Below are 19,049 nucleotides of genomic sequence, written 5' to 3'. Positions count from 1 at the left end.
GCGGATCAGCCTACCGAACCTTCCAGCGTCACGTTGAGCAGCGCTTCCGCTTCGACCGCAAACTCCATCGGCAGCTCCTGGAAGACGTCCTTGCAGAAGCCGTTGACGATCATGCTGACGGCGTCTTCTTCACCGATGCCGCGCGCACGGCAGTAGAACAGCTGGTCGTCGGCGATCTTAGAGGTCGTCGCCTCGTGCTCGACGGTCGCGGTGCTGTTGCCGATTTCCTGATAGGGAAACGTGTGCGCCCCGCACTGATCGCCGATCAGCAATGAATCGCACTGGGTGTAGTTGCGCGCGCCCTTGGCTCGTGGGCCGATCTTGACCAGACCGCGATAGGCCTGGTCGCTGCGGCCGGCGGCGATACCCTTGGCGACGATGGTCGAGCGAGTGTTTTCGCCGATATGGATCATCTTGGTGCCGGTATCGGCCTGCTGACGACCGTTGGTGACCGCGACCGAATAGAACTCGCCAACACTCTCCTTGCCGCGCAGCATGCAGGAAGGATACTTCCAGGTGATCGCCGAGCCGGTCTCGACCTGCGTCCAGCTGATCCGCGAGCGGTCACCACGGCAATCGCCACGCTTGGTGACGAAGTTGTAGATACCGCCCTTGCCGTCTTCATCACCGGGGTACCAGTTCTGTACCGTCGAGTATTTGATGTAGGCGTCTTCCAACGCGACCAGCTCGACGACCGCCGCATGCAGCTGATTTTCATCGCGCTGCGGCGCGGTGCAACCTTCGAGGTAGGAGACCTGGGCCCGCTTGTCACAGATGACCAGCGTGCGCTCGAACTGGCCGGTGTTGGCGGCGTTGATCCGGAAATAGGTGGAGAGCTCCATCGGGCATTTCACGCCCTCCGGCACATAGACGAACGAGCCGTCGGTGAATACCGCCGAATTGAGTGCCGCGAAGTAGTTGTCCGCCTGCGGCACGACCGTGCCCAGATATTGACGAACCAGTTCCGGGTACTCGCGGATCGCTTCGGAAATGGAGCAGAAGATCACGCCCGCTTCGTGGAGCTTGTCCTTGAACGTGGTCGTCACCGACACCGAATCGAACACCGCGTCGACCGCGACACCGGCCAGCGCCGCCCGTTCGTGCAGCGGAATACCCAGTTTTTCATAGGTCTCCAGCAGCTTGGGATCGACTTCGTCCAGACTCTGAGGGCGATCCTCGGGCTTTTTCGGCGCACTGAAATAGGAGATCGCCTGATAGTCGATCGGTGGATACTCCAAATGCGCCCAGGAAGGCGGCGTCATCTTGAGCCACTGATGGTAGGCCTCGAGGCGCCATTCGAGCATCCACTCCGGCTCGCCCTTCTTCTGGGAAATGAAAGCGATCGTGCTCTCATCCAGGCCAGGCGGCACGGTATCGCTTTCAATGTCGGTCACGAATCCCTGCTTGTATTCGCGACGGACCAACTGCTCCATCTCTTCGCTAGCCATGGTCTTCACTCCTCTCCACCGAGAGTCTTATGACGAAGACGCGATCCCGGGCACCGAGACGATCAAGCAAACCACTGCCATCGTTCGGCGCTCCCTTGCCACGCCCTCTTAATGTTCGCGTGACGTCGCCGTCGACGGCAGCGTCACGCTCTGGATCGGTAGCTGCACGGGCAGCTTGAGCGGGTTGGATTGCGCGAGGTGTGCCAACGTCACACAGTCCAGCAGCGTGCGTATCGCCTGCGACACGCGTTGCCAGTTGTCGGCAACACCGCAGGTGTTCAGCAGCTCGCAATCACCGTCGGCATGACTGCATTCGGTCATGCCGATCGGCCCTTCGATGGCGGCGATGATATCGCTGGCCGTAATCTCCGCGGGAGACCGCGACAGCACGTACCCCCCGTGAGAACCCCGGCGGGACTCGAGCAACCCGCTTCGGGCCAGCATCTTGAGCGTCTTGCCTACCGTCGGTTGGGGAAGGTTCACGCTCGTTGCCAGCTCAGAGGCGGTATGTGCCTGCTCCGGGTCCCGCGCGATCTGGGCCATGATGACCGCCGCATAATCCGTCAATTTCGATAGTTTCAGCACGCCGTGATGCCCTCTCGATCCTGACAGCCGCCATATAGGACCATTTTAGTCCTCTTTGCAGACGCTGTGAACCCTCGGCCGGGGCCAGAAGAGCGAACGGCACGCGTCAATGACGGCGATCAAGACTCGGTGACAGCCGCCAAACGAGACGACCCGCTGCATGGGCAGCGGGTCGTCTGTTCGGGCACGGAGAACGATCAATCGAACGGATTGCGCAGCACGATCGTTTCGTTACGGTCGGGGCCGGTGGAAATGATGTCGATCGGCGTTCCCACTTCTTTCTCGAGGAAGGCGATATAGGCGCGCGCGTTGGCCGGAAGATCATCGATGTTTCGTATCCCGATGGTCGATTCGGCCCAACCCGGCAGATCGTGATAGAGCGGCTCGATCACTTCGTAGCCTTCGGAGTCCACCGGGTTGTCGATGGTCTCCCCATCCTTGCTGCGATAGCCCACGCAGACGCGGATGTTCTCGAGACCGTCGAGCACGTCGAGCTTGGTCAGACAGATGCCGGAAACCGAGTTGATCTGTACGGCATGGCGAAGGGCTACGGCGTCGAACCAGCCACAGCGACGCGCACGCCCGGTCGTCGCACCGAACTCATGACCTTTCTCGGCCAGATGGCGGCCGAACTCGTCGAACAGTTCGGTGGGGAACGGGCCGGATCCGACACGCGTGGTGTAGGCCTTGGTGATACCCAGTACGTAATCGAGATAGAGCGGACCGACGCCGGAACCGGTAGCCGTACCGCCAGCAGTGGTATTGGAGCTGGTGACGTAAGGATAGGTACCGTGATCGATATCCAGCAGCGAACCCTGGGCGCCTTCGAACAGGATGTTCTCGCCGGCCTTGCGTATATCGTGGACCAGCGAGACCGTGTCGCAGACCATCGGCCGCAGCTCTTCGGCAAACGCCATCGCCTGGTCGAGCACTTCCTGGAAGTCGACGGCCGGCTCCCCGTGATAGCGGGTCAGCACGAAATTGTGATAATCGAGCACTTCCCCCAGCTTTGACGCGAAGCGCTCGCGGTGCAGCATGTCGCCCAGGCGCAGGCCCCGACGCGCGACCTTGTCCTCATAGGCAGGGCCGATCCCGCGACCGGTCGTGCCGATCTTGGCGACGCCTCGCGCCTTCTCGCGCGCCTGATCGAGACGCACGTGGTAAGGCAGAATCAATGGACAAGCCGGCGATAGCCGCAGGCGCTCGCGCACCGGCACGCCCTTGGCCTCGAGCTCCTTGATCTCCTCCATCAGCGCTTCCGGCGACAGCACCACGCCATTGCCGATCACGCAGATATTGTCATCGCGCAACACGCCGGAGGGAATCAAATGCAGGACGGTCTTGTGGCCGTCGATCACCAGGGTATGACCGGCGTTGTGCCCGCCCTGGAATCGCACCACGGCGCTGGCAGACTCGGTCAGCAGATCGACGACCTTGCCCTTGCCTTCGTCGCCCCACTGAGTACCCAATACGACTACGTTCTTGCCCATTGCTCTCGTCTCTCGATCAACCCGTCGCGAACTCGTCATGCCTCGCGATCCGTTTTCGGTACCGGCATCGGCCTCTGCCGACGTCAGCCTAGTTCAGCGGCGCCACACGCCATTCGTCCGCTTGGCGCACCAAGTGACGATTGCAGCGATGTGACTCCGGACCCGTGCGCTGACCGGGCAGCGCCTGGATGACCCGCTCGCCCTGGGCCCGCAGACGGCCGACCGCGTCATTGAGCGCGGCATCCTGCTCACTGGGCGCCCAGATACCATCCGTCGGCGGCTCCCGTTCGGCCAGCGTCGCGAGCTGCTTGAGGTCCATGGAGAACCCGGTGGCCGGTCGGGCCCGGCCGAAAGCCTGCCCGGTATCGTCATAGCGACCGCCCTTGCTCAAGGCCTGACCGTAACCCGGCACGTAAGCGGCGAACACCATTCCGGTGTGATACTGATAGCCTCTGAGCTCGGCCAGATCGAAGTAGAGCGACACCTCTGGATGCTCGGCGGCGACACCGCGATGCAACCGTACCAGCTGCTCCAGCGCCTCCTGCACGGCACTCGGCGCATCGGCCAGTACCACGCGGGCGTGCTCGAGGATCTCCGCCCCGCCGTGAAGACGCGGCAGCTCGCTGAGCATGCGCGCCAGATTGGCGTCCTCGACGTTGGCCGCCACCAGTTCGTCGACGACGGTGAACGCCTTGCGCTCGATGGCGTCGAACAGCGCCCGCTCGACATCGGCACGCCAGTCGGCAGCCCGCACCAGCTCGCGATAGATCGCGATATGGCTCAGCGCCAGATGAACCTTGCTGGCGCCCGCCGCCTCGAGACTCGACAGCGCCAGCCGCAGCACTTCGATATCGGCTTCCAGCCCGGCGTGTCCGAACAGTTCGACACCGACCTGCATCGGACTCCGACCGCCCTGATGCTTGTCAGCCTGAGCCCGCAATACCGTCGTGCAGTAGCACAGACGTACCGGCCCCTGACGCTTCAGCGAGTGCGCGTCCATCCGCGAGACCTGGGGGGTCACGTCGGCACTGGCGCCCATCATTCGGCCGGTGAGCTGATCGGTCAGCTTGAATGTCTGCAAGTCGAGATCGGTGCCGGTACCGGTCAGCAGCGAGTCGAGGAACTCGACCGGCGGCGGCATGACCAGGTCATAGCCCCAGCGGTCGTAAAGGTCGAGCAGCGTCCGACGCAACTCCTCCATCCGGGTCGCCTGCGGCGGCAGGACTTCATCCATGCCGTCGGGCAGCAACCAGCGGTCAGCGATCGTCATGAGCCCATCCTGCCCAGCTAATTCGGGGATGACTGGACGGTGAATATCCGTCCCGCCATGCCATGATAGTCGCGGCACAAGCCCTCGCGCGGCCGGCTCCCGAGCGGCAAAAAAAGCCGCCAGGAGCGCGCCGTGCCAATGCATGCCGCACAAAAAAGCCGGGCGAAACCCGGCTATATCATGATATCACGAAACGCCCGCGGGGAAATCCCGCGGGCGTTCGATTTCCTACACTCCGAATTCCCCCCTCAAGGCGAAGTCGAAGCCGCAGGTGTAGGGTCTTTCAGATACCGGAAGAAGTCATTGCTATCCGGGCTCAGCACCAGCAGGTCCTTGCCTTCGCCGCTGAAGCTGTCGCGATAGGCTTGCATGGAGCGATAGAACGAGAAGAAGTCCGGAGCCTGCTGATAGGCACTGGCGTAGATCTTCGCCGCCTGTGCATCGCCTTCACCACGGGTGGTTTCCGCCTGCTGACGACCGTCGGCCAGAATTTCCTGGCGCTGGCGATCGGCATCGGCACGAATCGCCTCGGCCTGCTGGGACCCTTCCGCACGATAGGTCCGCGCTGCCTGTTCACGCTCGGAGTTCATCCGCTCGTAGACAGCCTGGGTCACCTCGGGCGGGAGCTCGATGCGCTTGACGCGAATGTCGAGGATATGGACCCCCAGCTCGTCACGCATCGCCTGATCGAGCTGCTGCACCGGCTCGACCATCAGCTCTTCCCGGGCGCCCTCGACAGTGTCGGGGCCCTTGTCCTTGCCCGGCAGTTCCGTGTCGTCGCTCTCAGCGGCGATTCGCTCCTGAATGATCGAGGACATTTCGGTCTGGCCGAACTTGTTACGCAACGCTTCGTCGGTTCGCGGCGCGATCAGGTTCTCGGCCACCTGGATATCCCCCCGCGTCGCTTCGTAGAACTGCTGCGGATCGGCGATCTTCCACTTCACGAAAGAGTCGACGATGACCGCCTTGGAGTCCGCCGTCAGATAGCGTGTCGCGCTGGAGTCGACCGTCTGCACGCGCACATCGAAGATCCGCACGGTGTTGAACACCGGCAGCTTGAAGTGCAGGCCGGGGCCGATATCGTTCTCGATCACTTCGCCGAAACGCAGCTTGATGGCACGCTCGGTTTCGTTGACGACGTAGAAGCTGGCACTGGCAAACCATGCCAGCAGCGCCAGAACGATGACCCCAATCAGGGCGCGATTGTTAAACATTAGCGACCCTCCCGCAGGCTGGAACTACGCGTCGGCTGCTGCGAGCCACTATTCATGTGATCGACTACCTGTCGTGATATCTGTTCGAGCTGTTGCATGTTCATCGACGAGGAATCGCTCTTGCTGCTGTTGCCACCGGCCTGCATCTGGTTGAGCGGCAGCACGGTCACCCCGTTGCCGTCGCCGAGATCGACGAGCGCCTTGGGTGTCTTGCTGAGTACCTGGCTCATGGTTTCGAGATAGAGACGCTCACGCGTCACATCCGGCGCCTGCTGATACTCGCCCAGCAACGAGTTGAAGCGATTGGTCTGACCCGTGGCATCGGAGACCGAAGCCGCCTTGTAACCGTCGGCTTCCTCGATCAGACGCCGCTGCTGACCCTTGGCCTCGAGCACCACCGCCTGACTGTAGGCGTTGGCCTGGTTGATCGAGCGCTGGCGCTCTTCCCGGGCGCGAATGACATCGTCGAAAGCGTTCTGAACCTGATCCGGCGGCGCGGTCGACTCGACGTTGACCGTTTGCAGTCGCAGGCCGGTGCCGTAGGCTTCCATATAGGCCGTCAAGCGCTCGAAGACCCGCTGCCCCAAGCGATCACGACCCGTGGTCAGGATCTCCTGAAGATGCATGTTGCCGACTTCCTGGCGCAACGCGGAATCCATGGCATTCTGCAGCGTCATCTCCGGCTCGTTGACGTTGACCAGAAACGCATGCGAATCGCTGACCACATATTGCGCGGAGACACTGACGTGAACGATGTTCTCATCGCTGGTCAGCATCGAATCCGTCTGCGTTGCCGAGCGAATGCTGGTCACGTTGACGTTGTCCACGCGATCAATGATCGGCGGATTCCAGTGCAGCCCCGGATTCAGAGTATCGGTGTACTTGCCGAGACGGAATACCACACCGCGCTCGGACTGGTCGATCAGATGGAAGCCGGATCCGGCCCAGATCACCAGCGCGACGATCAGCACCAGAATCGGCAGTATGAAAGGGTTGCGCTTGCGGCCATCGGACCCGTCGCCACCGGAACCACCGCCCGAACCGGAACGCTTGCCGCGGCCGCCCAGCAGGCGGTTGATCTTGTCCTGAAATTTTTTCAGGGCCTCATCGAGGTCCGGCGGACCCTGGTTTTTTCCGCCGTTGTTGCCACCGCCATTTTTGCCATCATTACCGCTCGGGCGCCGGCCCCCACCGCCACCCCAGGGGTCCTGTTGGTTGTTGCCACCACCAGGCTCATTCCAAGCCATACCTAGTCTCCAATGATGCAGTCAAAGCGTTGCGTCAGGCCAAAGCGTTACGCATGGCATCGGGAGCCGCCGTGGCGGTGCACTGGCGTGCAAAAGGTCAGTTCGAACTGATGTCGAATCGCTCTTGGCCTGCATCTTCGGGCCTGATCATCAGACCACGAAGCTCCCCCGCGTAGTTTTCCTCGCCTCAGACCTGTTCCCAATCGGCAACCGGCGTTTTTTCCGAGGCGGGCAAGTAATCATCGGCGCGTTCATCCAAGCGAGCCATCATCTGCATAAACTCCCGCCGGGGCAAGCGAATCTCCAGATTCGAGCGGCCGTGCTCGTCGAACGTTTCGTTTTGTACGGCTTGCGATTCGTGCAGCGCCGCTCGTAGTCGACCTTGCTCGGGCGTCAGCGTCAAGCGGATATCGAGAATATCCTCGGCCAGCCATTCGCCGAGCGCCTCGCGCAGCAGGTCGAGGCCCTCACCGTCGCGCGCCGACAGCCAGACCACCTGCGGAAATCCGTGATCGTCGCGCTCGATCCGCGGCGAAGAGCCCAGCCGATCGATCTTGTTCATCACCAGCAGCCGCGGTACGTCGTCGGCATCGATTTCGGACAGCACGCTGTCGACCTGGGCGACATTGAGCTCACGGTCGGGATCGGCGGCATCGATCACATGCACGATCAGGCTGGCCTCGGTGGCCTCCTGCAGCGTGGCGCGGAAGGCCTCGACCAGCTTGTGCGGCAGATGGCGAATGAATCCCACCGTATCCGCCAGCACGACATCGCCGACATCCGGCACGTCCAGGCGCCGCAGCGTGGGATCAAGCGTCGCGAACAGCTGATCGGCGGCGTAGACCTCCGCCGAGGTGATCGCATTGAACAGCGTCGATTTGCCAGCGTTGGTATAACCGACCAGCGATACGCTCGGTATTTCGGCCCGGGCCCGGGCACGCCGATTCTGATCGCGCTGCTTGCGAACCTTCTCGAGACGCTTGTTAATCGACTTGATCCGGCCGCGCAGCAGCCGGCGGTCGGTCTCGAGCTGGGTTTCACCGGGGCCGCGCAGGCCGATACCGCCCTTCTGACGCTCGAGGTGAGTCCAGCCGCGTACCAGCCGCGTGGACATGTATTCGAGCTGGGCCAGTTCGACCTGAAGCTTGCCTTCATGGGTGCGCGCACGTTGCGCGAAGATATCGAGAATCAGCCCCGTTCGATCGAGCACGCGACATTCGAGCGTGCGCTCGATATTACGCTGCTGGGAGGGAGACAGGGCATGATTGAAAATGACCAGTTCGGCCTGGTGAGTCTTGAGAGCGGTCTTGACCTCCTCAAGCTTGCCACTGCCGATGAAATAACGAGGGTCGGGGCGGCGCCGACTCCCCTGAATCAGGGAAGCCGACTCCGCCCCGGCAGAGCGCACCAACTCGAGGAGTTCACCCGAGTCTTCGCGTTCCTGCTCGTCCTGGAAGTCCACATGGACCAGAATCGCCGTTTCGCCGGCGTCGGGACGTTCGAAAAACAATCACTACCTCTCGATTAGCTATCGAGTCCGGGCGCAGCGGCGGGATCCTGCGGCGGCAACCGGACATTGCGGGACGGTACGACCGTCGAAATGGCGTGTTTGTAAACCATCTGACTGACGGTGTTGCGCAACAGGATGACAAACTGATCGAAAGACTCGATCTGCCCCTGCAACTTGATGCCGTTGACCAGAAAAATGGACACCGGGATGCGCTCCTTGCGCAGAATATTCAGGTACGGATCCTGAAGGGACTGTCCTTTGGACATGTTGCTCTCCCTAATGCTGTTATGGGTGGTGCTGTTTTAGTTGCGCGGCGCTTCGTTCTGACTCGGCATCACGCCGGACGCATTGCATGCTTCCGGCATCCGTCTCGACGAAGCCCGCCATTTTACGCTAACTGCCTTGGTCACGCACGATTTTCGCAATCTGCTCACCCACGTCCGACGCGCAGCTGTCGACCCAGTGCAGCTCTGGCCAGCGCCGCAACCAGGTCAGTTGCCGCTTAGCCAGCTGACGAGTGGCGGCGATTCCCTGCTCTCGCAGCGTGTCCCGATCATGAACACCTTCCAGATACTGCCAGGCCTGACGATAACCGACGCTGCGCATCGACGGTAAATCGGCGTGAAGATCGCCTCGCTGCTTCAATGTAGCCACTTCCTCGAGAAAACCATCGGCGAGCATGGCATCGAAGCGCGTCGCGATACGCTCATGCAGTACGTGACGCTCAGCCGGTGCGAGAGCTATGGACAACAGACGCCAGGGAAAGTTTTCGCGCTGCTGACGCTGCCAGTGCTCGGACAGCGTCACGCCGCTAACGAGATAGACTTCCAGCGCCCGGATCAGGCGCTGACGATTGCGCGGGTGGATGGCCTTCGCCGCCTGGGGATCGACCCGGGAAAGCTCTTCATGGAGGGCCTCGAAGCCCTCGCGCTCGCCGCGCTGGTGCAACTGCTCGCGCAACGCCGGATCCGCACCCGGCATGGCGGCGACGCCCTCGATCAGGCGCTTGGCGTACATCATCGTCCCGCCCACCAGCAGCGGCATTTTGCCGCAGGCGGTTATCGCCTCCATCTCGTGAAGTGCATCGACACGGAAATCCGCGGCCGTATAGATCTCGGCAGGATCGCGAATATCGATCAGCCGATGTGGCGCTCGTGCCAGCTCGTCGGCAGAAGGCTTGGCCGTACCGATATCCATGCCGCGATAGACCATCGCCGAGTCGACGCTGATCAGCTCGGCGCCGAAGCGCTGATGCAGCGCGATCGCGTTATCGGTCTTGCCGGAGGCCGTGGGGCCGAGCAGCAGAATCGCCGGCGGCCGATTATCGCGTCCCGAGCCGGTTGGCGCCGAATTATCAGGGGTCTCGTCGTTCACGCGATCACCATCCTCGTGCGCACGGGCGCCTTAGATCACTGGCCACGGAGAAACAGCTTGTCGAGCTGCGTCATCGACATTTCGGTCCAGGTGGGCCGGCCATGATTGCACTGACCGCTGCGCTCGGTGCGCTCCATGTCGCGCAGCAGCGCGTTCATTTCGGGCAGCGTCAGCAGTCGATTGGCGCGGACGCTGCCGTGGCAGGCCATGGTACTGAGCAGCTCGTTGATGCGCGTCTCGAGCCGGTCAGAGCGGCCATAGCGCTCGAGATCGCCGAGCATGTCGCGGATCAGCGGTTCGATATCGGCGTCTGCCAGCAGCGCCGGCACCTGGCGGATCAACAGCGTTTCGGGACCGGCGGCATCGAGCGACACTCCCAGCCGGGCAAACGCCTCGCGTTCCTGTTCGGCGACTTCGGCCTCGCCGGCACTGACCGCCATCGATACCGGCACCAGCAGCGGTTGCGCGTCGAGTGCACCGGCGTGAATCTGTTGTTTCATGCGTTCGTAGACGATGCGCTCGTGGGCGGCGTGCATATCGACGATCACCATACCCCGCTCGGTCTGCGCCAGAATGTACACGCCGTGCAGCTGGGCCACCGCGTAGCCCAGCGGGGGTGCCTGGGTATCATCGGTTTGCGCAAGCGTCGTCACCGCCGCTGCCGGCCGCTCCCCGAGCGCCACATCGGCGGCCTCACCGCCGGGCGCACCTGCACCATCGGCACGTGGAGTGAGCAACGACGATTCGTGATCCGGATGCAGCGCGTGGTAGCCGGCCATGAATTCGCGGATTCGCTGGGCGGCAGGACGATCCGCCCGCTGCGCCTCCGAGCCGGACGAATACGACCCTCCCGCCCCTTCTCGGTGTTGCCCGGCCAGGGACATGCGTTGCTGCTGCCAGTCCGAACTGCCTTGGGTAGCGCCATCCGGGCCGACCAGCGGGCTATTCGCCTGCCCTTGGTCGACGCTCGCCGACTCGTCGCCGGCGCCCGCCTCGCTGTCGTTGGGCTTTACCGAAGCCAAGGCGCGATGCAGGCTCGAAAACAGGAAGTCGTGAACCAGACGGCCATCGCGAAAGCGCACTTCATGCTTGGTCGGATGCACGTTGACGTCCACCACCCGCGGGTCGAGCTCCAGATACAGCACGAACACCGGGTGGCGCCCATGGAACATCACGTCACGATAGGCCTGACGAATGGCGTGTGCGACCAGGCGGTCCCTGACGATACGGCCGTTGACGAAGAAGTACTGCTGATCGGCCTGCGCCCGCGAATAGGTCGGCTGGCCAACCCAGCCCCACAGCCGGAGCCCCGTCGCTTCCAGGTCGACGAACAACGCTTCGTTCAGAAAGCGTTTGCCCAGCATCGCGCTGATGCGACGCTCGCGTCCGGCCTGATCCACCGCCACGCCGGGCAGCTGATGCACCACTTTCTGGTTGTGACGCAGCAGCCAGGTGATGTCGAAACGCGATAGCGCCAGGCGCCGAAAGGCCTCTTCGACGTGGCCGAATTCGGTCTTTTCGGTACGCAGGAACTTGCGCCGTGCCGGCGTATTGAAAAACAGGTCGCGAATCAGTACCGAGGTGCCGCGGGGATGCGGCGCCGGCGTGACCCGGGGCTCCATCTGCCGGCCTTCGGCGACGACACGCCAGCCCCCCGACGGATCATCGGCAGCATTGGAGATCAACTCCAGACGCGATACCGAGCTGATCGATGCCAGCGCTTCGCCGCGAAAGCCCAGACTGGCAACGTCTTCCAGATCGTCGAGCGAGGCGATCTTGCTGGTGGCGTGGCGGGATAGCGCCAGTGGCAGATCGTCCGCGCCGATGCCGATGCCGTCGTCGCGCACCCGGATCAATCGCGAACCGCCCGCCTCGAGCTCGACCTCGATGCGTCGGCTACCGGCGTCGATGGCGTTCTCGACGATCTCCTTGACCACCGAGGCCGGCCGCTCGACCACCTCCCCGGCGGCAATCTGGTTGGCCAGCCGGGGATCGAGAATGCGGATGCGTGATGACTCAGCCATCGGCAAACTCCCGTCCGTTACTACGCTCCCGAGCAGAACTCGGCCTCATGGAATGGTCAACACCTGACCCACCCGAAGAATATCGCTGTCCAGCCCGTTGGCCTGCTTCAGCGCCTTCATGCTGATGCGATGACTGGACGCCACCTGGGACAGCGTATCGCCGCCCTTGACGCGATACTCGTTACTGGCGCTGCCGCGACCCTGATCGCGCTGCCACGCCAGCAGGCTCGAGGGCGGCGGATGCTGCTTGAAGTGCGCCACGATACCCTCGTAGATGGCCTGGGCCAGCTTGGCCTGGTGCGCCGACGACTTGAGCTGTGCCTCTTCGCGCGGATTGGAGATGAAGCCGGTTTCGACCAGCAGTGACGGAATATCCGGCGATTTCAGCACCACGAAGCCCGCCTGCTCGACGCTGGACTTGTGCAGCTTGTTGATTCGCCCGAGCTGGTCGAGCACCTGACCGCCCGTCGCCAGCGAGTCGTTCATCGTCGCGGTCATGGTCAGGTCGAGCAGCACGCCGCGTAGCACCTCGTCCTTGTCATCGAGGCTGAGACTGCCGTCGACGCCGCCGATCAAGTCGGACTGGTTCTCGCTGGCCGCCAGCCAACGCGCGTTCTCCGAGGTCGCGCCACCTTGAGACAGGGCATAGACCGAGCTGCCATAAGGCTGCCTGCTGCGCACCGCGTCGGCGTGAATCGAGACGAAGAAATCCGCTTTCTGCTGGCGGGCGATCAGAGTGCGCTGACGCAAGCCAACGTAATAGTCACTGTCCCGGGTCAGAAACGCCTTGAACCCCGGCGTCTGGTCGAAGCGCTGCTTAACCTTGCGGGCGATCTGCAGCACGATATCTTTCTCGTGCGTACCGTCCGGCCCCGAGGCGCCGGGATCCTCGCCCCCATGACCGGGATCGACGGCAACGATGATGTCGCGCTTGGGGTGGGGCTGCGCTTCGGCGGTCGATGCCACCGCTTCGGCCTTCTGCGGGTTACCCTCGGCAACCGCTTCGGTCTGTGCCCGCTTCGCGGCAATCTCCTGATCGCGGATCATCGCCTCGATGGGATCGATGGGATCCTTGACCGCGCTGGCGCCAGGATAATCGAGATCGACCACCAGGCGATCGCTGTACTGCTCGTTGGGCGGCAGGGTGAAACTCTTGGGAACGACGGCGCGGTCGACATCGAGGACGACACGCAACCCGCCACTTTCGCGCACGCCGGTGCGCACCTTGGAAATGGCGCTGTCGTCCAGCTCGAGCTTGTCGATGTCGAAGTTCAGATCGGTGCGGTCGAGATCGATGACGACTCGATCGGGATTATCGAGAGTAAAGACATTGGCGTTGACCGGCCCCGACATGTCGAACACCAGCCTCACGTGATCCGGTGCCGACCACAAGCGCAGGTTATCCACGTTGACCGCCTGGGCCTGGCCGACAACCCCAAGACAGCACAGCGAGGCCAGTGCGACCATCAACCGACGACCGATTTCGAAATTCCTGATCCGATCGCCGCCGCGTCGAATCCACCCCGTCACGCAGGTCACCAGCAGCAGCGTCAGTGGCAGCAGCGCCCTCAAAACGCCAACACGGTATCGCGTCGAGACATCGCACGGGAAAGTCGCGGTCGTGGGCGATATCTCTCGAACATCTTTCAGCATTCATCTTCCTTGTGACTGACGGGTACTTCACCGCTCATCGAATCGCGCAAATCCACCGGCAGGCTGGCCAGCACGGCGTGCCCACGCGGGCTCCGCGCCCTTGCCAGCGCTTGGCGGCCACCAGCCACCACCTCGAGATGGAGCTCCAGGTCCGGCACCGGCAACCAGCCAGCGCCGCGGCTGGGCCATTCGATCAGACACAACGCGTCGCCGCCAAGCATGTCGCGCGCACCGATGAACTCCAGCTCCTCGGGATCGCCCAGGCGATAGAGATCGAAATGGTAGACGCAGCCTGTGGCGGTCTCGTAGGGCTCGACGAGTGTATAGGTCGGGCTCTTGACGGCGCCGGCATGACCACAGGCACGCAGTATGCCCCGCGCCAGCGTGGTCTTGCCGGCGCCGAGATCACCGATCAGGTGAACCTGGCCGCGACCGGCCAGCGCCCGGCCCAGGGATTCTCCCAAGGCTACCTGGGCGGCTTCATCGTTGAGAATGATCGGCATGACTCGGAAATGGTTGAGGGTTGGCCAAAGTTCGCGCATAGGATGCCAGATCGGTCGCCAGCAAACCACGCTCGCCGCCATCCAGGGCGGCAGCGTCGGCCGCCAACGCATGCAGCAGCACCCCGACCCTCGCCGCCTCGCCGAGCGAGGAGAGCTGAACAACGAGCCCGGCAATGATGCCGGTCAGCGCATCGCCCATGCCACCACTGGCCATGCCGGGGTTGCCGAACGGGCAAAGCGTGAGCCGTTCGCCGTCGTAGACCAGCGTGCCCGCGCCCTTGAGTACGATCGTCCCGCCCCATCGCCGCTGCAGGGCAACGACGACGCGACGCCGATCCTGCTGAACCTCGGCGGTGGAAATCCCCAACAGCCGCCCTGCCTCGCCGGGATGCGGCGTCAGGATCCAGTCGTCGCGGCGGCGCTGGGTCGCATCGCGCGCCAGCAGATTGAGCGCGTCGGCGTCGACCACGCAAGGTTTGCCTGCCGCGAGCACGCTCTGCAGCGCCGCTTGGCCCCAGGCATCGCTGCCGATTCCCGGGCCAACGGCGAGAATATCAGCGCCCTCGACCAGCGGTTCGAGGTCCGGCGCACCGCGCACGCCTCGCGCCATGATTTCGGGAAACCGGGTCAGGCTGGCCGAGACATGCGCGGCATCGGTGGCCAGGCTGACCTTGCCCGCTCCGACCCGCGCCGCCATCTCGCTGGTCATCAGCGCGGCGCCGCCCATGCCCGGCGCCCCGGCTACCACCAGCACGTGGCCGTGACTGCCCTTGTGGCTATTGGGTGATCGCGGTGGCAACGCTGCGACCAGATCCTGGCGATTCTGCCGCCAGGCGACCGGCACGATATCGCCATGCCGCAGCGGATCCACGCCGAGCGTGGCATGGATGACCTCCCCGACCACGTCGAGCGCCGCGCCGGTATGCAGCCCGAACTTGTCGCCGATGAAGGTGATCGTCAGCGTCGCCTTGATCGCCTCGGCTTCGACATGGCCGGTATCGACATCGACGCCGGACGGCACATCGATGGCCAGCACCGGGCAGCCGCTGGCATTAACCTCGACGATCGCGGCGGCATAGGGCTCGCGAGGAGCGCCTTGAGCGCCGGTACCCAGCATCGCGTCGATCATCAGCTCGCCGTCGAGGGTCAGCCCATTTTCCCACGCTACCGGCACGACACCGGCCTCTGCTGCCAGCGCTGCCGCTTTCCGCGCGCTGCCCTCGAGCTCGGCAACCGGCTTGAGAGCCACCAGATCGACCATCAGACCATCGGCGACGGCCAGCGCCGCGATGACATAACCGTCGCCACCATTGTTGCCACCGCCGCACAGCACGCAGAGACAACGTAGCTGAGGCCATCGGGCGCGCAGCGTGTCGTAGGCCGATTCACCGGCACGCCGCATCAACGCGAAGCTGTCGCCCTCGGCTTCGAGGGCTCGGCGATCCAGTTCGCGCACCTGATCGGCAAGATAAAGCGGGCGCTGAGAGAAAGAGGCGGACATCGTGACTCCTGTCGTCTTCCAAAAATTGCAGATGACCCCGGAGGCCATGGATAAACGCAACCCGTGATGAACGGTGCTGCCGAACGCCAATGCGGACGACGTTCGGCTGACGTCAAACTGAAGAGTGGTGTAGGGTAGCGCCCCATCCCCATCAGCGTTTCGGCGGTATGTCACAGCCACCCAGCATCGATCTCAATGAGCTCGCCTCACGCATCAAGCAGTGGGGACGAGAACTCGGCTTCCAGGCGACCGGTATCACGGATACCGATCTGTCGAACCATGAGCGCTACCTGCAGCGCTGGCTGGAAGCCGGGCATCACGGCGAGATGCACTACATGGCCAAGCACGGCAACAAACGCACGCGGCCTCAGGAGCTCGTGCCCGGAACGTTACGCGTGATCAGCGCGCGCATGGATTATCTGCCGCCCGAGGTCGAAACCACCAAGATACTCGGACAACCGCAGAAAGCGTATGTTTCACGCTACGCCCTCGGCCGCGACTATCACAAACTGATCCGCAAGCGTCTCGATCAACTGGCCCGCAGAATCGAGGACAAAGTCGGCGAGATCGGCTACCGCGCCTTTGTCGACTCGGCGCCGGTGATGGAGCGCGCTTTGGCCCAAAAGGCCGGGCTCGGCTGGTTCGGCAAGAACGCCATGCTGCTCAACCCCCAGGCAGGTTCGCTGTTCTTTCTCGGCGAGCTGTATACCGATCTGCCGCTACCGGTGGACCCGCCCTTCGAACGCGATCACTGCGGTTCCTGCTCCAGCTGTCAGACGGCCTGCCCGACGAACGCCATCATCGACGACAAAGTGATCGACGCCCGTCGCTGCATCTCGTATCTGACCATCGAGCTCCACGGCAGCATCCCCACCGAGTTTCGCCGGGCCATGGGCAATCGTGTCTACGGCTGCGACGACTGCCAGCTGTTCTGTCCTTTCACCCGCTTCACCCGCGCCAGCACCGAGCCGGATTTCGCCCCGCGCCACGACCTCGACCGGGCCGAGCTGATCGACCTGTTCGCCTGGAGTGAGATCGAATTTCTCAAGCGCACCCAAGGTAGTCCGATCCGACGCATCGGCTATCAGCGCTGGCTGCGCAATCTCGCCATCGGGCTGGGTAATGCGCCCTGGAGCGAGCGCGTCGAGAGCGCGCTCCGGGCGCGTCTCGCCTACCCGTCCGATCTGGTGCGCGAACATGTGCGCTGGGCGCTGGAAGAGCAACGCACCAAGCGCGAGGCACGGATCGCCAGCGCCTGATGTCTTGCGACGATGCCGGGGCCAGCGTTCAGCTCGGCAACTTGAGGAAAGTCTCGCGATAGTGCTTGAGTTCCGCCAACGATTCGCGAATGTCATCCAGCGCCTGATGCGTGTTCTGCTTGGTGAAGCTGCTCGCCGCCGCCGGGTTCCAGCGCTTGGCCAGCTCCTTCAACGTCGAAACATCCAGATTGCGGTAATGAAAGAAATTGTTGAGCGCCGGCATCTCCCTCTCCATGAAGCGGCGATCCTGATGCACGCTGTTGCCGCATACCGGCGAGCTGCCGGGCTCGACGTAGGTCGCCAGAAATTCCAGCGTACGGCGCTCCGCTTCCGAGGTATCGACGGTGCTTTCACCAACTCGTTGGATCAGGCCGGATTCGCCGTGGGTCTTCTGGTTCCAGGCATCCATGCCTTCGAGCAGCGACGCCGGCTGGTGCACGGCCAGTACCGGCCCCTCGGCGATCAGGTTCAGGTCGCCATCGGTGATCAACGTTGCCACCTCGATGATGCGCTCTCGATCGGGATCGAGACCGGTCATTTCCAGATCGATCCAGACCAGCAGGTCACGGCGGGCGCTTGAAGTGGATGGGTCAGACATGAACGACTCCAGGTTGGTGTCGCCCGGCAAGGAACGCGGGCGGACACGGCAAGACGGTAAAGGCTACAATGCCCGCCATTCTACCCCCAGGGCACAACGGGAGAGCAAACCCATCCGCCAGACAACGACAACCATGAGTCATCATAAGCCATGAGCCGCCGCAAACTGACCCGCCAACAGCGCTGGCGTGTGGAGAAGATCCAGGCAGAACGCAGCGAACGAGCGTCAAAAAAGGACGAGCGCGACAGCGGCCGCCTCGATGCCGGCGAATACGGCAGCGAGCGCCCCGGCCGGGTCGCCGCGCACTTCGGCCGTTCGCTGGAGGTCGAATCCGTCGAAGACGATCAGATTCGCCTCCACCGCTGCCACCTGCGCGCCAATCTCGAAGGGATGGTGACCGGCGACCAGGTGATCTGGCGTCAGGCCAACGATGGCAGCGGCGTGGTAGTTGCCCGGGGCGAGCGCCACAGCGTGCTCGAGCGCCCCGACACCCACGGCCAGTTGCGCCCGGTTGCCGCCAATATCGATCAGATCCTGATCGTCGTCGCGGTCGAACCGGAACCGCATCCCAACCTGATCGATCGTTATCTGGTCGCCGCCGAGAGCACCGGCATTCCGCCGGTGCTGGTGCTCAACAAGAGCGACCTGCTACCCGACGAGGGCGGCGCGCTGCGCGACTGGCTGAGACGCTACGATGCGCTGGGCTACCCGCTGATCGAAGCCTCGGCACGCGGCGAGCACGGCCTCGACGCCCTGCACGGTCAACTGGCAAATCGCACTTCGGTATTCGTCGGCCAGAGCGGCGTCGGCAAATCGTCGTTGATCGACAAGCTGCTTCCCGAGGAGACGCTGCGGATCGGCGAGCTGTCGACGGACACCCGCAAGGGCAAGCACACCACCACCACCGCCCGGCTCTATCCGTTACCTCCTGCGGAGAATCTCGACGTAACCGAAGCCGAAGGCAGTCGACGAGGCGATCTGATCGACTCCCCCGGGATCCGCGAGTTCGGCCTGTGGCATCTCGACGAGCGCGAACTGGCCGAAGGCTTTATCGAATTCCGACCCTATCTCGGCCACTGCCGATTCCGTGACTGCCGCCATCGGCAGGAACCCGGTTGCGCCCTGCTGGGTGCCGTCGAACGTGGCGATATCCATCCTCAACGTTTCGCCAGTTTTCAGCGCATCAGAGACGACATCGCCGCGTCCTGAGACGCGGCGATATCTGATCATCCATAAATGCCTGAGCTGACTCATTCAAACAGTACCAGGTCACCACTGACGAAGCCGCTACCGTCCTCCTGCACGTTACTCTTGAGGGGCAAGCCCCTCAAACTCCCCTTTTTGACGCCACAGAACGGCGGACTCCGAACGCT

Annotated in this window: 16 protein-coding genes; 2 read left to right on the top strand and 14 right to left on the bottom strand. The window is 63.2% G+C overall.

Features of this window, described 5'->3' with window-relative positions; translation table 11 throughout:
* Positions 1-5 precede the first annotated feature (5 nt).
* The 13 genes from sufB to ACUN9V_RS08780 all read right to left on the bottom strand — a co-directional run bounded on the left by sufB (position 6) and on the right by ACUN9V_RS08780 (position 15,819).
* Positions 6-1,448: a Fe-S cluster assembly protein SufB gene (gene sufB, locus ACUN9V_RS08840; RefSeq protein ID WP_445511131.1), complete on the bottom strand. Its 1,443-nt coding sequence runs from the start codon at positions 1,446-1,448 to the stop codon at positions 6-8.
* Between the two features lie 108 nt (positions 1,449-1,556).
* Positions 1,557-2,033 (bottom strand): SUF system Fe-S cluster assembly regulator, encoded by a 477-nt coding sequence (locus ACUN9V_RS08835; protein WP_445511130.1) that lies wholly within the window; start codon positions 2,031-2,033, stop codon positions 1,557-1,559.
* A gap of 197 nt (positions 2,034-2,230) precedes the next feature.
* On the bottom strand, positions 2,231-3,523 hold the full coding sequence (locus ACUN9V_RS08830; RefSeq protein ID WP_445511129.1) for an adenylosuccinate synthase: 1,293 nt from the start codon (positions 3,521-3,523) through the stop codon (positions 2,231-2,233).
* 88 nt (positions 3,524-3,611) lie between these two features.
* On the bottom strand, positions 3,612-4,793 hold the full coding sequence (locus ACUN9V_RS08825) for an ATP phosphoribosyltransferase regulatory subunit (protein WP_445511128.1): 1,182 nt from the start codon (positions 4,791-4,793) through the stop codon (positions 3,612-3,614).
* Positions 4,794-5,041: 248 nt separating this feature from the next.
* On the bottom strand, positions 5,042-6,007 hold the full coding sequence (gene hflC, locus ACUN9V_RS08820) for a protease modulator HflC (RefSeq protein WP_439284244.1): 966 nt from the start codon (positions 6,005-6,007) through the stop codon (positions 5,042-5,044).
* Positions 6,007-7,254, bottom strand: coding sequence for an FtsH protease activity modulator HflK (hflK, locus tag ACUN9V_RS08815; protein ID WP_445511127.1), 1,248 nt, complete (start codon positions 7,252-7,254; stop codon positions 6,007-6,009). The genes hflC and hflK overlap by 1 nt, the downstream gene beginning before the upstream one ends.
* A 187-nt stretch (positions 7,255-7,441) precedes the next feature.
* The gene (hflX, locus tag ACUN9V_RS08810; RefSeq protein WP_075562614.1) at positions 7,442-8,764 is read right to left on the bottom strand and encodes a ribosome rescue GTPase HflX; all 1,323 of its coding nucleotides are present in this window, start codon (positions 8,762-8,764) and stop codon (positions 7,442-7,444) included.
* 14 nt (positions 8,765-8,778) lie between these two features.
* Complete coding sequence (hfq, locus tag ACUN9V_RS08805; protein ID WP_075562615.1) at positions 8,779-9,030, bottom strand: RNA chaperone Hfq; 252 nt, start codon at positions 9,028-9,030, stop codon at positions 8,779-8,781.
* A 127-nt stretch (positions 9,031-9,157) separates the two neighbouring features.
* Positions 9,158-10,138, bottom strand: coding sequence for a tRNA (adenosine(37)-N6)-dimethylallyltransferase MiaA (miaA, locus tag ACUN9V_RS08800; RefSeq protein ID WP_445511126.1), 981 nt, complete (start codon positions 10,136-10,138; stop codon positions 9,158-9,160).
* A gap of 35 nt (positions 10,139-10,173) precedes the next feature.
* On the bottom strand, positions 10,174-12,162 hold the full coding sequence (gene mutL / locus ACUN9V_RS08795) for a DNA mismatch repair endonuclease MutL (protein ID WP_445511125.1): 1,989 nt from the start codon (positions 12,160-12,162) through the stop codon (positions 10,174-10,176).
* A 45-nt stretch (positions 12,163-12,207) separates the two neighbouring features.
* Positions 12,208-13,629, bottom strand: coding sequence for an N-acetylmuramoyl-L-alanine amidase (locus tag ACUN9V_RS08790; RefSeq protein WP_075562631.1), 1,422 nt, complete (start codon positions 13,627-13,629; stop codon positions 12,208-12,210).
* A gap of 179 nt (positions 13,630-13,808) precedes the next feature.
* On the bottom strand, positions 13,809-14,318 hold the full coding sequence (gene tsaE, locus ACUN9V_RS08785; protein WP_445511124.1) for a tRNA (adenosine(37)-N6)-threonylcarbamoyltransferase complex ATPase subunit type 1 TsaE: 510 nt from the start codon (positions 14,316-14,318) through the stop codon (positions 13,809-13,811).
* Positions 14,296-15,819 carry an NAD(P)H-hydrate dehydratase gene (locus ACUN9V_RS08780; protein ID WP_445511123.1) on the bottom strand — a complete coding sequence of 508 codons (1,524 nt, stop codon included), beginning with the start codon at positions 15,817-15,819 and terminating at the stop codon, positions 14,296-14,298. Before ACUN9V_RS08780 ends, tsaE begins: the two co-directional genes overlap by 23 nt.
* 167 nt (positions 15,820-15,986) lie before the next feature.
* Between ACUN9V_RS08780 and queG the strand changes: the two genes are divergently transcribed.
* Positions 15,987-17,078 (top strand): tRNA epoxyqueuosine(34) reductase QueG, encoded by a 1,092-nt coding sequence (gene queG / locus ACUN9V_RS08775; protein WP_445511122.1) that lies wholly within the window; start codon positions 15,987-15,989, stop codon positions 17,076-17,078.
* Between the two features lie 28 nt (positions 17,079-17,106).
* On the opposite strand, the gene orn is transcribed toward queG, so the two are convergent.
* Positions 17,107-17,676, bottom strand: coding sequence for an oligoribonuclease (orn, locus tag ACUN9V_RS08770; protein ID WP_445511121.1), 570 nt, complete (start codon positions 17,674-17,676; stop codon positions 17,107-17,109).
* Between the two features lie 150 nt (positions 17,677-17,826).
* Between orn and rsgA the strand changes: the two genes are divergently transcribed.
* Positions 17,827-18,885: a small ribosomal subunit biogenesis GTPase RsgA gene (rsgA, locus tag ACUN9V_RS08765; protein WP_445511120.1), complete on the top strand. Its 1,059-nt coding sequence runs from the start codon at positions 17,827-17,829 to the stop codon at positions 18,883-18,885.
* Positions 18,886-19,049: the final 164 nt, after the last annotated feature.

The sequence above is a fragment of the Salinicola sp. V024 genome (assembly GCF_052645315.1).
Note: the sequence above shows the minus strand (reverse complement) of the source record. Positions and strands in the feature narration are given on the sequence as shown.